Origin of the sequence: Ketobacter sp. GenoA1, assembly GCF_003671475.1 — a bacterium.
GTDB lineage: Bacteria > Pseudomonadota > Gammaproteobacteria > Pseudomonadales > Ketobacteraceae > Ketobacter.
Genome location: NZ_RCHM01000023.1, coordinates 441,982 through 455,900, shown reverse-complemented (window position 1 = coordinate 455,900; position 13,919 = coordinate 441,982). Strand labels below are relative to the sequence as shown.

14 protein-coding genes and 4 tRNA genes are annotated in these 13,919 nt (G+C 52.1%); 7 read left to right on the top strand and 11 right to left on the bottom strand.

Going from position 1 to position 13,919, the window contains the following annotated elements:
* Positions 1-7: 7 nt before the first annotated feature.
* Positions 8-760, bottom strand: coding sequence for a DUF2189 domain-containing protein (locus D9N13_RS10655; protein WP_290589252.1), 753 nt, complete (start codon positions 758-760; stop codon positions 8-10).
* A 23-nt stretch (positions 761-783) separates the two neighbouring features.
* Complete coding sequence (locus D9N13_RS10650; protein ID WP_290589249.1) at positions 784-1,284, bottom strand: Crp/Fnr family transcriptional regulator; 501 nt, start codon at positions 1,282-1,284, stop codon at positions 784-786.
* A 169-nt stretch (positions 1,285-1,453) separates the two neighbouring features.
* On the opposite strand from D9N13_RS10650, the gene D9N13_RS10645 reads away from it, so the two are divergent.
* Positions 1,454-2,587 (top strand): hypothetical protein, encoded by a 1,134-nt coding sequence (locus D9N13_RS10645; protein ID WP_290589246.1) that lies wholly within the window; start codon positions 1,454-1,456, stop codon positions 2,585-2,587.
* Between the two features lie 167 nt (positions 2,588-2,754).
* Here D9N13_RS10645 and D9N13_RS10640 read toward each other — a convergent pair.
* A tRNA-Leu gene (locus tag D9N13_RS10640) sits at positions 2,755-2,841 on the bottom strand.
* 159 nt (positions 2,842-3,000) lie between these two features.
* On the opposite strand from D9N13_RS10640, the gene D9N13_RS10635 reads away from it, so the two are divergent.
* Positions 3,001-3,594 (top strand): hypothetical protein, encoded by a 594-nt coding sequence (locus D9N13_RS10635; RefSeq protein ID WP_290589241.1) that lies wholly within the window; start codon positions 3,001-3,003, stop codon positions 3,592-3,594.
* A 4-nt stretch (positions 3,595-3,598) separates the two neighbouring features.
* Here the strand turns inward: D9N13_RS10635 and D9N13_RS10630 are convergent.
* The 7 genes from D9N13_RS10630 to D9N13_RS10600 form a co-directional block, all read right to left on the bottom strand.
* Positions 3,599-3,672, bottom strand: a tRNA-Cys gene (locus D9N13_RS10630).
* Positions 3,673-3,700: 28 nt separating this feature from the next.
* Positions 3,701-3,776 (bottom strand) — tRNA-Gly (locus D9N13_RS10625).
* Between the two features lie 106 nt (positions 3,777-3,882).
* Positions 3,883-4,431: a CDP-diacylglycerol--glycerol-3-phosphate 3-phosphatidyltransferase gene (gene pgsA / locus D9N13_RS10620; protein WP_317622497.1), complete on the bottom strand. Its 549-nt coding sequence runs from the start codon at positions 4,429-4,431 to the stop codon at positions 3,883-3,885.
* A 66-nt stretch (positions 4,432-4,497) separates the two neighbouring features.
* Complete coding sequence (gene uvrC, locus D9N13_RS10615; protein ID WP_317622496.1) at positions 4,498-6,315, bottom strand: excinuclease ABC subunit UvrC; 1,818 nt, start codon at positions 6,313-6,315, stop codon at positions 4,498-4,500.
* A 10-nt stretch (positions 6,316-6,325) separates the two neighbouring features.
* Positions 6,326-6,979, bottom strand: a complete 654-nt coding sequence (uvrY, locus tag D9N13_RS10610; RefSeq protein ID WP_290589240.1) for a UvrY/SirA/GacA family response regulator transcription factor — start codon at positions 6,977-6,979, stop codon at positions 6,326-6,328.
* A gap of 229 nt (positions 6,980-7,208) precedes the next feature.
* Positions 7,209-9,302, bottom strand: a complete 2,094-nt coding sequence (locus D9N13_RS10605; RefSeq protein WP_290589237.1) for a 7TM diverse intracellular signaling domain-containing protein — start codon at positions 9,300-9,302, stop codon at positions 7,209-7,211.
* A 166-nt stretch (positions 9,303-9,468) separates the two neighbouring features.
* Positions 9,469-9,559: transfer RNA gene (locus tag D9N13_RS10600), tRNA-Ser, on the bottom strand.
* A gap of 190 nt (positions 9,560-9,749) precedes the next feature.
* Between D9N13_RS10600 and tusD the strand changes: the two genes are divergently transcribed.
* The 5 genes from tusD to D9N13_RS10575 are packed head-to-tail and all read left to right on the top strand — an operon-like array spanning position 9,750 to position 12,249.
* Complete coding sequence (gene tusD / locus D9N13_RS10595) at positions 9,750-10,142, top strand: sulfurtransferase complex subunit TusD (RefSeq protein ID WP_290589234.1); 393 nt, start codon at positions 9,750-9,752, stop codon at positions 10,140-10,142.
* A 51-nt stretch (positions 10,143-10,193) separates the two neighbouring features.
* On the top strand, positions 10,194-10,550 hold the full coding sequence (gene tusC / locus D9N13_RS10590) for a sulfurtransferase complex subunit TusC (protein ID WP_290589231.1): 357 nt from the start codon (positions 10,194-10,196) through the stop codon (positions 10,548-10,550).
* Between the two features lie 4 nt (positions 10,551-10,554).
* Complete coding sequence (gene tusB / locus D9N13_RS10585) at positions 10,555-10,842, top strand: sulfurtransferase complex subunit TusB (protein ID WP_290589229.1); 288 nt, start codon at positions 10,555-10,557, stop codon at positions 10,840-10,842.
* A 41-nt stretch (positions 10,843-10,883) separates the two neighbouring features.
* A complete protein-coding gene (locus D9N13_RS10580; RefSeq protein ID WP_290589227.1) occupies positions 10,884-11,219 on the top strand; it encodes a TusE/DsrC/DsvC family sulfur relay protein in 336 nt (111 codons plus the stop codon).
* A gap of 10 nt (positions 11,220-11,229) precedes the next feature.
* Positions 11,230-12,249, top strand: coding sequence for a glycosyl transferase family protein (locus D9N13_RS10575; protein ID WP_290589225.1), 1,020 nt, complete (start codon positions 11,230-11,232; stop codon positions 12,247-12,249).
* On the opposite strand, the gene D9N13_RS10570 is transcribed toward D9N13_RS10575, so the two are convergent.
* Positions 12,250-13,869: a methyl-accepting chemotaxis protein gene (locus D9N13_RS10570; protein ID WP_290589222.1), complete on the bottom strand. Its 1,620-nt coding sequence runs from the start codon at positions 13,867-13,869 to the stop codon at positions 12,250-12,252. It lies immediately after the preceding gene.
* Positions 13,870-13,919 lie beyond the last annotated feature (50 nt).

Here is a 13,919-nt window from a genome sequence, read left to right as displayed (position 1 = left end):
GGGGGCTTTACTGCATGACATCCTCATAACCGTGCCAAGTCGCGTAACCTATAATGGGCAATACCATAATAAAACCGAGAAACGCTGTCGCAAACCCAAATACCACCAGCGCAAAAATGAGAAATGCCCACAGAGTGCACACACCCATGTTATTCATCACCGCGCTGAGACTTGATAGGGATGCTGAGATTGCATCCACTTTCCTGTCTACCATCATGGGTAAGGAAAAAGCGCTAATACCAAACACCAGACCCAGAAAAAAAGCCCCGACGGAACAGCCGACGGCAAAAAAGGTCAGCAACTCCTCCAGGGCCGGGTGAGCTCCTTCAGGGTAGAATACATGGATGATGGTAGCCGCACGCATCCAGATGAGTGCAATCACAAATACAACCACTGCGAAGATCCACTGATTGGGAGCGCTGTTTCTGATCTGCCACAAGGAGTGAGCAAGGGTGGGCTTTTCTCCATGCTCTATTTGCCGCGGCACATCGTATAATCCGAAGGCCATCAAAGGGCCAAGCAATATAAAAAATACGCCGATACTGAACAGAAAAATCGTGCTTGAAAAACGCACCACCAAAGCCGACACCAGTAATCCGCACACTGCAAAAAACAGCCCATAGGTCATGCTCAGCGCACGGGCATCTTTATAGTCTTTCCAACCCAGTTTTAACCACTTGAATGGGGCGGACCACTCCAACCTTCTGCTGGGCGCAAACAGCGCTTTGCTTTCTGTCTTCTGTTCTTTCACTTCGTCCATCGTACTTACCCTGATTATTTTTGTTATTGACACTGGCGAAAGGTTTTAATTTCGGCATCCGCTCTCAAAGGACACTTTACGCAAAGCTCATCGGCCTTGCGCAGGCGGCGGGCAATCTCTCGCCCCAGATTCATCTGAATCAGAGCAAATTGCTCCATGTCCTTCTTGTAGATTTCATAGAGATTCTGTGAGGTGATTTCGATCAAACGGCATTCGGATTTAGCGACGGCAGACGCACTGCGAGGCATATAATCAAACAGCGCCATCTCACCCAGACAATCCCCTTCACCGAGCACCACCATGAGGCAATCCTCCCCCGCCTTCTGCTTATAGATCGCGACCTCCCCGTCCTCAATCACAAACATTGATGCGGTATAATCACCCTCACGAAAAATCACTTCGCCGGCTTGGAATTCACGTGTATTGGAGTGTTTCAGCAAAAAGGAAAGTACGTCATCGTTGATACCGCCGAATGTCGGAACATTCTGCAGCATGTGGACTCTTTCCAAACCAGTTGCTTTCATGGTCGTACCCTCACGCGTCCTTACCCTAAATATAGGATAGTTATCGCTTTTATACGAAATATTGACCCTGACAGCTATGATTCCCTAGGGATATTTGATAATGATACCTACATTTACGGGCAAATAAACACTCACTAAATCAAACACTAACAAACTGACTGGATCTCACATGGGTAACAAGCTTTCAGGTTTTCTTTTTGGGTTGCTGGCAGCCTGGTCGATCTCTACCGGCTCGCTGGCGGAAGAGGCCGAAATTAAGGGCACCATGCAGGACGCCGCTCACGCTCTCTCATCGTTAATGCCCTATATCTATAACGATCAGGCATTTCGAACCCTAACCAATAAAGGCGAAATCGAACAGAATATAGACAAGCTAATCTCAATCACCCGCCACACCCCCGGACTCCTGGCGGATCACGCGGTCACCATGCTGATCTCGCAGCAGAGCCTGTTGAATACCCTGGAGCAAGCCAAATCCCTGTATCGAAGTGGCTCCTATTCAACAGCCCAGTATCTGCTGTCCGGGGTGCCCATGGTATGCAGTAGCTGTCACATCCAGGATGGGAAACCATCCAACCTGAAACTGCACCTGGACCGTTCCCTGTTTGCTAACGATTTCAGTTATGCCGAGTTTAATTACTACCTGCGCAACTACCATCAGGCAAAAGCTGCCTATGAGGCGCATCTCAACCAAACCGAGATCCAGCGTTCCCGCATCCAATCCCGAAAAACACTTGAACGGCTGCTTGACATCAACCTGCTGACCTCTGCAAACACCACCCAAGCGACCGAACAACTGAAGCAGGCCCGGGCACTGCCCAACCTCAATAACGATGCGCAAGAGGCTGTCCTGTCATGGCTAACCGGATTGGAGACATTGTCACTTACACCCCCTGAGCTTAACTCACTGGAGCAATCCATCTATTCAACATTCAACGAGCAGTTCACTCTCGAGCATGAATTTATATTTAATGAAGAGAATCGCCCCAAAGCATTGCTCTGGCGCAAGCAACTCCACCAGCTCCTCAAGAGGCCGCTTAAGAAACAGGATACAGCACGCGCACTCTATCTGATCTCGATTCTGGAGCGCACGCTTGGGGATCAGTCAGATGCCTCACTGGCCAACCTGTACCTGGAGGAGTGCATCCGACTGCAAGTGCGGGTGTATTCGTTAAAGTGCATGAACGAATTCGAGAACCATCTGTATTTCTACTATGGTGGTTCCAGTGGTGAACACCTGCCTGACGCGGCACATGAGCAACTGCAGACACTCAAACGGCGGTTGGGGGAAGGAGATTGGTGATCACCGTACCCTGACGTTCCGACACGGCCGCTGGTCAATAACCGCCAAGCCCGCCTTTGATCCGGCCTTTAGACTAAAGTAGCGGCTAAAAACGGGAAAAATTCCCTTAAACTAGGGGATAAGATCTGAGATTATAACGGGATATTAAGCGAGGGCTGGGGTTATAATGGTGCCCGGGGCCGGAATCGAACCGGCACGGTGTTGCCACCGAGGGATTTTAAGTCCCTTGCGTCTACCAGTTTCGCCACCCGGGCGGATGAAGCGGTAGTTCAATAAATGAGGGGCAAATTATATGGAGTACCCCCTGAGTAATCAATGATTTATTACAGCAGTTGAAAAATCCGCTTTTGTTGGCAATTATGTCAGAGGAAGGGATTATCTAAGTTTAATTCGTTAGAGTATTTATTATCACTATGGCGATCTCAGTCAGCGAAGACTACATTCGCGTCTACCGGGCGTGGAACAGTAAAGAGCACCAAGTCTATTATCCTCTTAAAAAGAATGGTCGCTATCTTAGCGAGGAAGAGCTGCTCGCGACCTTGGAAGAGGCCCAGGCGAAAGACCTGGAGTTGGCACAACGCCAGCGCGCCCATTTCATGAGAAAGGATTTGTCAGTGGAGCGTCTGGTTCATACTGACGGCAAGATTGTTGGCCTCAAGGAACGCGTCCGCTACCGCGAGGGCCGCAAACCTGCTCATGTGTTTGAAATTCGGGTCAACACCGAAGGCCTCAACAAGCCGAAATTCCGCACCATCTCCATAGACCGGCATGGCTATGACAAGGCGTTCGAAATGTCAGTGGACATCATCTGCAAGGAACGCGGGCTTGATAAACATTCCCCTATCCGCAAGATCATGCTGGAGAGCCTGTACATATACAAAGGCCAGTCCCCCAAGGACGGCGAGAAATTGTTGAAAGCCAAAAACCAGGAAATCAGCGATATGGAACATGCGCTGATGGAACACGTCAAGGAATTCAAGGAAAAGAAAAACGTCATTAAGGGGTAGAAACTGGAGGCGCGGGCCGGAGTCGAACCGGCCTACGTGGATTTGCAATCCAGTGCATAACCGCTTTGCTACCGCGCCTGAAGACCCAAGGAAATGGGGTTTGAAGTGGAGCGGGAAACGAGACTCGAACTCGCGACCCCAACCTTGGCAAGGTTGTGCTCTACCAACTGAGCTATTCCCGCACTACTGACAAAGCTGGCTGCTTTGTGGGTTGCCTATTCTACCTACAGCGCGAACCGAGTCAACATAAAATTTTCTATTATTTCTCAACAACTTGATACTAAATGCTTATTCTTTCAAATCAGGCCAGGCAGCCTTGAGATACATCATCATCGACCACAGTGTGAGGCCAGTGGCCAGGTACAATAACAGGTAAGCCAGCCACACCACCCAAAACTGCATATCCGGTTCATTCGCCAACAGCCCCGTAATGGCAATCATCTGAACTGTGGTTTTCACCTTACCCACGAATGAAACCGCCACACTGGCTCGTTTGCCCAGTTCCGCCATCCACTCACGCAAGGCGGATACGGTAATCTCCCGACTGATAATCACGATGGCGGGAATAGCGAGTAAGGCAGTGGCGTGAGCTTCTACGAGCAGGACCAATGCAGCGGCCACCATAAGCTTGTCAGCAACCGGATCAAGGAAGGCGCCAAGCTTTGTGCTTTGCTCCATTTTGCGGGCCAGATAGCCATCCACCCAGTCGGTGATGCCGGCAACCGCAAAGATTACAGCACATGCCAGTGCACTCCACTGATAGGGTAAATAAAACACTCCCACAAATACCGGAATCAGGGCAATTCTCAGTAAAGTCAATACGTTAGGAACGGTCAGGAATGTGGATTTACCAGCAACCTGCTGCATGGACTGCTCTCTTTTGCTCACGATGAACCCAGCATTCTAAACATTGTGAAGCGCCGCATAAACGTCTTCTGCAATTTTCTTGTTTATGCCGGCCACATTTTCGATCTCTTGCTGGCTTGCCCGGGCCAACCCCTGCATCCCGCCAAAGTGGGTTAGTAACTCTTTTCTGCGCTTGGGACCAACTCCCGGAATATCCTCCAAAACAGACCGGGTCCGCTTGCGGTCCCGCTGCTGCCGATGCCCCATGATGGCAAACCGATGGGATTCATCCCGAATGTGCTGAAGCAGGTGTAAGGCCGGGGAATCACGCTCCAATTCGAATCCGGCACCCGTGTCCTCAAGAAACAGTGTTTCCAGGCCGGGTTTGCGGGTTTCCCCTTTCGCAATACCCAGCAACAGCACACCCTGCACCTGCAGATCGGATAACACGCGCCGTGCCTGCTTCAACTGCCCCTTACCACCATCCACGATGAGAATATCAGGCAACTTGGCTTCCCCTTTTTTGAGACGGGTGTAACGGCGGGTCAACGCTTGTTCCATTGCAGCATAGTCATCACCGGCAGTAACACCCTCGATGTTGAACCGTCGATACTGGTTCCTAACCGGTCCATTGTGTTCAAACACAACGCAACTGGCGACGGTTTGTTCACCCTGGGTGTGGGAAATATCAAAACACTCCAGACGCTGAGGAATCTCATCCAATGACAGTGCGTCCCGCAATGCCTCAAAACGCTTATACAGGTTCTCACGATTTGCCAAGTGACTGGACAGATACTGCTCGGCATTGGTTTGCGCCAGGCGCAGCCAGCCGCGCCGTGCAGTACGCACGTTACTGCTGACGGACAGGCTCACCTGGTACTGCTGTTGCAGTGCTTCTACCAGGGCATCTTGTGATTCAAAGGGTTCAGCCACGATGATTACCTGGGGCATATCTCGGCCGCCCTGCCCCCCCAGATAGTACTGTGGAACAAATTCATCCAGTATCTCCGCAGTGCTCTGATCCGCCTTCAGCACAGGATAATAGGTCTTATTGCCCATCACACGCCCGCCACGGACATAGACCACCTGCACACAGGCCATTGCAGACCGGACCGCTACCGCGAACACGTCGGCGTTACCCGCTTCGGTCTCAACGAACTGCTGGGATTGAACGTGGGTCAGTGCTTCCAGTTGATCGCGAAACTGGGCGGCACGTTCAAATTGCAGCTCGGCTGCCGCTGCCTCCATTGATGCCGTTAATTCCTTGCGTACCTCGCTGCTCTTGCCTTCCAGAAACATAATCGTATGACGTACGTCTTCAGCGTATTCCTCTTCCGACACCAGGCCGACACAGGGTGCCTTACAGCGTTCAATTTGATGCTGAAGACAAGGCCGGGAGCGGTTTCGATAGAAACTGTCCTCGCACTGGCGCACATTGAATATCTTCTGCAGGAGATTCAGGGTCTCACGAACCGCCGCGGCACTGGGATAGGGCCCAAAAAATCGGCCAGGAAGCTTCTTTGATCCCCGGTAATAGGCCAAGCGGGGGAAATCCTGCTGCGACAGGTAGATATAAGGATAAGATTTATCATCCCGCAGCAGGATATTGAAAGGGGGTTTCAGGCTCTTGATCAGAGTCTGTTCAAGCAGCAAAGCTTCGGTTTCGCTATTGGTAACCGTCACCTCTATGCGCTCGATTTTCTCCACCAACGCCACTGTCTTGGGGCTCTGTTGGCGACCGCGAAAATAGGAGCTGACACGGTTTTTCAGATTCTTTGCCTTACCGACATACAAAACCTGATCATCAGCCCCGATCATGCGGTACACGCCGGGATGGGTGGTCAGTGATTTTAGGAAAGCGTCTATATTAATGATTCTGCCTCAACTAATTGTTGGGCAGAGATTCTACATCGAGCATTCCATGGCGAACAGCCAACAGCGTCAATTCCACATCGCTATTGATGCCCAGCTTCTCAAACAGACGATAACGGTAACTATTGACCGTTTTCGGGCTCAGAAACAGCTTGTCGGAAATTTCCTGCACCTTCTGACAATTAACGATCATCATGGCAATCTGCATTTCGCGCTCGGAAAGCTGGTCAAAGGGTGAAGCCGAATCTTGACGGAACGGTTTCAAGGCCAGCTCCTGGGCCACATCCGGCGAGATGTAGCGCTGCCCGGAATGAACAAGGCGGATAGCCTTAACCATCTCGTCCATGGCAGCCCCCTTGGTCAGATAGCCTGACGCACCTGCCTGCAGAAAGCGGGAAGGAAACGGCTCCTCGCCACAGGCGGTAACGGCAATAACACGCACATCGGCGTTGTTGCGCAAGAGTTTTCGTGTGGCTTCCAGGCCGCCGATCCCCGGCATTTTGGCATCCATCAGCACCACATCAGGGCCTAAATCCCTGACCAGTTTGAGGGCATCCTCCCCACTGGCGGCTTCCCCCACCACTTTAATTCCCGCCACATCGGCCAACATCCTGGAAATCCCGGTCCTTACCAGGTCATGATCGTCAACGATAAATACCTTAATCACAAACTAACCCCGCGCACCAACGTGATCCGGTATCCCTCACCGGTATTCCTTGTTCAATTGTAATCTAAATTTCATTCACTGCCGAATGGTCATGCTCTGGCAAATCGCCGGCACAAGTAGATTGGTATATACAGATGATATCCAGAATGTGGAGCCCGGATTAGTGAAAATGTCACAACCCCAGTGGCCATATTTTGCAAGTGGCGCAAGTGGGCGCCTGCCCGGGCAACTAGCTTAGTTTGGTTCGACACTGTGCAATCAAATACTGGACAACGGTGTCACTGGGGTGCAGCTCAAGGCAGCTGACCCATAAGGCCTCAGCCTCCCGCCAGCGGCCGTTGCGATAATTTTCATAGGCCAGGCGATAGTTGCTGAGAGTATGCAGTTTGGCCGCCTTGTCCTGCTCTGTATCCGCGTTCAGTACTTCATAAATATGCACCGGCTCCCGGCGCCCCCGTACCCGGACATCGCCCACTTCGCGCACAATCAGGCCGTGCCCCTTACCCACCACTTCCAGCGTGTGCTCCGAGATCACCACCCTGGCCTGCAGCACCTTGGTCAGATCCTGCAACCGGGCTGCCACGTTGACGTTATCCCCCAGTACCGTGGAATCCATGCGATCCTGGGAACCGACGGTTCCGTATACCACTTCACCGGTATTGACCCCCACGCCTATCCTGATTGGCGGGTACCCGCTGTTGGCGCGATGCTGGTTGTAAATCTCTACAGTCTTCTGCATTTGAATGGCGGCCTGCACCGCATTCAGTGCGCCGAGCTGAGTTTGCTCACTTTCAAACAGCGCCATGACGCCATCCCCGATGAATTTGTCAATGAAGCCATCATGATCGTGAATGACCTTGTCGATCCTCTGCAGGTAGGCGTTGAGAAAATTCAGTAACTCCTGCGGCTGCAGCGATTCAGACATCGCGGTAAAGCCACGCACATCGGCAAACAAAATAGAGACCTCAGCCACATCCGCCCTACCCAGCTCAATGTTCTCAATACCAGAGCGGGCAATTTTGGTGAGAAACTGCTTCGGTACAAAGCGTTCAAACATTTCAGACATGGACACCAGGCGTCGCGAGTGGGCCAGCTGGAGTTTGAGCGCTGCCTCCCGCTCACTGCGCATCAGATTGATTCGATCCGCCAGTGCAAATGAAAACAGCAGCACCTGCAATGTCGTGCCAATCTGGAACAAATAGCCCCCCACCCAATAAGAGGTGATCATATTGGCACTGTTCAACACCCATAACAGAATGGACAATAAAACACTTAACCACGCCAACAGGTAGTAGCGGGCCGCGGTGAATCCCCTTTTCAACGCCAGTGAGGCGGCCAGGATCACCACCAAGACAGACACCGAATACTGGACTGACAATATTGACGCCGCATGGTAATGGCTTAAAAACAGGACACCCAAAGCACTCAGCAGTGCGGTCGCCATTAACAGCCCTATGGCCTGGTGAACCCTGGGCGTGTATATGGCGGTTTTGAGAAAGCTACGGGCAAACAGCAATACAAACAGTATTCCCACCATCGCAAACACCAGGTTGCTCTTATTATTCCAGGCGGGTTGCTCCGGCCAGAAATATTCATAACCCACCCCCTTGATGGACAAGGCAAACCCCAGCACACAGACCAAATAGCAGACATAAAACAGGTAACTGTGATCCTTCACCGACCAATAAATAAAGCCGTTATAAAACAGCATGATCGCCAGAATGCCATAGAACATTCCCTCCAGCAGCGTATCGTGGTGCTCAGAGGCGATATAGGCGTCGGCCTCCCACAACGTCATGGGCAACTGAAGGGTGCCATTGGTTGTCACCTTCAGATACAACGTGCGCGGCTGCGCGGCCGGTAACTCGACTGCAAATAGAACGCTGTGATGGGGAATGGTACGCTGATTGAATGGCACTGAGTCACCGGAGAGATGCCGCCGATAAGTTCCCTCCCGATCAGGGATGTAGGCTTCAATCCGGTCCACTGCCCGGCTCAGGCCGGACAACTCCAGAATCCAACGCCGACCGACCGCATCAGGATTGACCACCTGAAGCCGCAACCAGTAAGACGCGTTGACATAGCCGAAAGTGAGCGCGCCACTCTCGCTGCGGGAAAAAGTAAGGGAGGGTTCAAGGTCGCGAAATTCCGAAAACTGCCATCCCTCATCAAGGACATAATCAACAAAGGGATCAAGGGAATAACGCGCGGCAGCCGGATCCAAACTCAATACGCCGGCAGCCTGTGCTGTACCGCCAAAGTAGCCAAGCAAACAAAGGACGCAGGCAAGCCTTAATCGGCCAGCAAAAGAGTTGCGGGTCATACTATCTGGAGATCCATGCACCCATGTGGCCAGGCAACTTACAATAGACTCTGTAAATGTCAGTTTGGCCAGATACTTAGCGAGCAAACAAACATCCCGTCAACAATGCGGGAAACCTGTATCAAGTATAGACAATATGGGTGTGGCGACAATGAGATGGGAAAAATGGCGGTGAGCCAGGGATTCGAACCCCGGGTGGGCTATTAACCCACGGCGGTTTTCAAGACCGCTGCTTTCAACCACTCAGCCAGCTCACCAGTGAAGAGGCGCAAATAATAGCGCAAACCTATGATTCTGTGAAGGAAAACTTTCATTAAGCCCCAATCGGGCAGCTCCATCACCCAACTTTACAAATTCCACCACCGTTGGAATGTTATAGACTCTTGATTTCAGCGCTGTGCCCCCTATTATGGCACAGAACCCGTATCCCCGAGATTCGTATCAGCCATGATCTTCACCGTGCACGTGCTCGCTGCGCCCTACAGCCACCAGGGCAACCTTTCCGCCCTGCGTTTCTGCCAGGCCGCCATCGCAGCGGAACATCGGATCAAACGAGTATTTTTCTCGGGAGACGGTGTGCTGACCGGTACCGAGCTGGCCAGCCCGCCTCAAGATGAAATCAACTTGTATTCTGCGTGGAACGAGTTGAATGAAAGCCACAGTGTGGAGCTGGTGGTTTGCATCTCAGCCTGCCTGCGCCGTGGTATCATCAATGCCTCCGAGGCGGCACGCTATGAAAAATCCGCCTCCAATCTGGCACCGGGGTTCGTACTGTCGGGTTTGGGGCAACTGGTGGAAGCAGGCCTGGAGTCTGAACGCCTAATTACTTTCGGGGCCTGACAGGCAAGGCCAGGCAAATCAAAACACCGCTGAGAAGGATGTTCCCGAACCATGCGCTCCAGTCTTTTTATAAATACCAAACCACCCTACTCCTCCCAGGCCACAAAAGAATCCCTCGATGCTGCCCTGGCCAGTGCGGCCTTCGGTGTTGATGTGGGCCTGTTATTTATTGGCGACGGAGTCTTCCAGATCAAGGATGGCCAGAACCCGGCGCCTCAATCCCACAAGCGCACGGGCCCGATTTTCCAAGCGCTGGAACTTTATGAGATCTCCAATGTTTATGTCTGTGAGGAGGATCTTGTAGAACGTGGGCTATCATCTGGTGACCTGATGATCCAGGCTTCGATTATTCCCAGAAGCAAAATCCCCACAGTACTCGCCGACTTTGATCACTTGCTGACGTTTTAATACCATGATTTTGCATATCGTTAACAAAAGCCCTGCTGACAACACCGCTCTGCAATTGTGCTTGCGTGCAATGGGGCCCAGCGACAGCCTGATTCTGATCGAGGATGGCGTTTACGCCCTCGCCCTGCCGGCTTCAGCTCACTCATTACCCGCGGCGCAGAAGCTCTTCGCACTGCAAGAGGACTGCGCCGCCAGAGGCCTGACCCCGGACTCAAGTAAGGCGACGACCGTCAATTACACAGACTTTGTGGAACTGGTGACCCAACATGAAAAAACGCTCAGTTGGTTGTGAGTTAACAATTCGCAGCCATTGCCTGCAGAGGAGCTGGTGAGGTGGGTACCTTGCGCGTCAATAATCTGTCCATCGCCGTGGACAAGGAAGGCTATCTCATCAACCTGTCTGACTGGAATGAAACCATAGCCACTGCCATTGCCGAAGCAGAAGGCATTGAAATGTCGGCCGCACACTGGGAAATCGTCACACTGCTGCAGCGCTTCCACCAGGAATTTGAACATTCTCCTGCCATGCGAATACTGGTAAAGTATGTGAAACAAACCCTGGGTGGGGATAAGGGAAACAGCCTCTATCTGCTGCAACTGTTTCCCGGAAGCCCAGCCAAGATCGCGGCAAAAATCGCCGGCTTGCCGCGCCCAACCAACTGCCTGTAGTAGCCATACCATGACCACATCCACCATGAAGACCAGCATACCGCCTTCTCATGAGCACCCGTTTGCCCAATACGTTCGTGTCCTGGGCAAGGGAAAAAAAGGCTCCCGATCCTTAACGGAGGCAGAAGCCTATGATGCCATGAGCATGATCATGGCGGGACAGGTGGAAGATGTGCAATTGGGAGCGTTCCTGATGCTGCTGCGGGTGAAGGAGGAAAGCCCGGAAGAACTGCTGGGCTTTGTGAGAGCAGTACGTGAGTCGATTACACCGCAACAGAACATGGCTGTGGATCTGGATTGGTCGTCCTATGCGGGTAAGCGCCGCCACCTTCCCTGGTATTTGTTCAGCATCTTGTTATTGGCCGAGCGGGGCCACCGGGTGTTCATCCACGGCGCCAGCGGGCACACCATTGATCGCGTCTATACAGAAGATGTGCTGCGGGAATTGGGCATGGGTGTCGCTCACTCCTGGTCAGATTGTGCCTCACAGCTGGAGCAGCACCATTTCACCTATTTTCCCCTGGCTTCTCTCTGCCCGACCCTGCATCGAATTATCGAACTGCGCAACATCATGGGCTTACGTTCACCGGTCCACACACTGTCACGACTACTAAATCCCTGCAACGCCCCTGCCGTCATTCAGGGCATATTTCACCCCGGCTACCGCCCGGTACACCAGCTGGCAGCCCAGGCTTTGGGTTACGAAAAAGTGGATGTGATCAAGGGTGAAGCCGGTGAGATCGAACGCAATCCTGATAGTGAATGTCTGGTGCAATCGGTACGCGACGGAGAGCTGTCAGAAGAAATCTGGCAACCAATGTTCAGCAAGCGGCACGTGAAAGAAACCGAGCTGGATCTCGGGCAGTTTGTTGCAGTCTGGCAGGGAGCCAAACGGCATGAATACGGTGAGGCCGCGGTGGTGGGCACCACCGCCATTGCCCTTAAATTGTTGGGTGAAGCCAATAACCAGGTTTCCGCTACAGAACTGGCGCAGGACCTTTGGTCCGGACGCAACAAAAGCCTGCTGTGATCAAACCTTGAATTGACGCGCTACGGTTTCCAGTCGCTGGGTTACGCTTTGCAACTGCTCCGTGGATGACGCCACTTTCGCAGACCCCTCCGCAGCCAGCTGGGCCGATTGACTGATTTCGTCGATTGCCTGCTGAATAAAGTGTGAAGTCTGCTGTTGCTCTTCCGTCGCCGAGGCAATCTGGGTGTTCATCACGTTGATTTGCTCAACACGGGTGGTAATCGCCTCAAGTGAGTTACCGGCATCACCGGCTTGTGAAACGCTCTGCTCCGCCTTGCTCTGGCCTGCAGCCATCACCTCAGAAATCACCCGTGCGGTTTTCTGCAGTTGATCGATGACGGAATGGATTTCTTCGGTTGACTCCTGAGTACGGGACGCCAGTGTTCGCACCTCATCGGCCACCACAGCAAAGCCGCGCCCATGTTCACCCGCCCTGGCAGCTTCGATCGCAGCGTTCAAGGCCAATAAGTTGGTCTGGGATGCTATGCCCTGTATGACGTCCAATATTGCGCCCACATTCGCCGTATCCGACTCCAACTGATGGATGGTTTCACCGGCTTTCGCCACTTCCTGTGCCAGTTCATTGATGGTTTGAATGGTGTCTTTTACAATGCCGTGGCCGGTCTTGGCCTGTTCGTTGGCATAGGAAGCTGCCTCGGCCGCGTTGGACGTGTTGGACGCATTTTCATTCAGACTCTGAAACATTTCATTCATGGAGCGATTGACACTGACCGTGGATTCCAGCTGCTCACTGGATACGTTTTCACTCTCATGGGCCAATGTACCCAGCTCACGGCTGGTGGATGTCAGTGGCTCAATACTTTCCACTACGTCCTTGATAATGCTCTGCAGTTTCTCGATGAATGAATTAAACCAAAAGACCAATTCACCGAACTCGTCCTCCGAGGTCTGGCGGATACGTTTGGTAAGATCGCCCTCACCACTGGCAATTTCCTTCAGCGAGCTGACGATGCGGGAAATGTTTGCCGTGACCGACGCCGTAATGTACATCGCCACAGCAACCAGCACAATGGTGATGACGGCCGCAATAACGGCTCCTACGGTAAGCGCATCTTTCGCCTTTGCAATGGAATCAGAAATATTTGAGGCAAACAGTGCATGACTTTGGTCGCGGAAATTTTGCAGGTCGTTCTTGAGCTGTTTCTGCAATTCCCCCATTTCCGCCACTTTGTCATTGAGCTGGGAGAAATCGATGTTGCCGGAAATCATACCTTCAGATAATGATCGGGCTGAGGAGTAATAACGATTGAATTTAACTTTCAGATCTTCCACTTCCCCCTTGCGATTAGGCTCAAGATCATAAATCTCAGTCAAAAACGAACGCATTTGCTCTGCATTTTCATCGGCTGAGGCCACCATTTCTATTTCACCGGCGCTCACCGCTGAATTCAATGTTTCATTGGTTCGGTCCAACAACACAATCATGCCATTGGCCTTTTCCAGGATGGGATAATAACGGTCACGAACCGATTCCAGGCTTTCGCTGGTTTCAGTGTTCACTGAGACATTGAACACCAGATTGGCGCCGAACCCCAATACTCCCACCAGCGGAATCAATAACAATTTGTACTTGATGGAGATCCGGTTAAGCCAATTCATCCTCAAAACTCCCAGCGCTTGCACTCTTCTCGTTAATTTAAGATTAGACG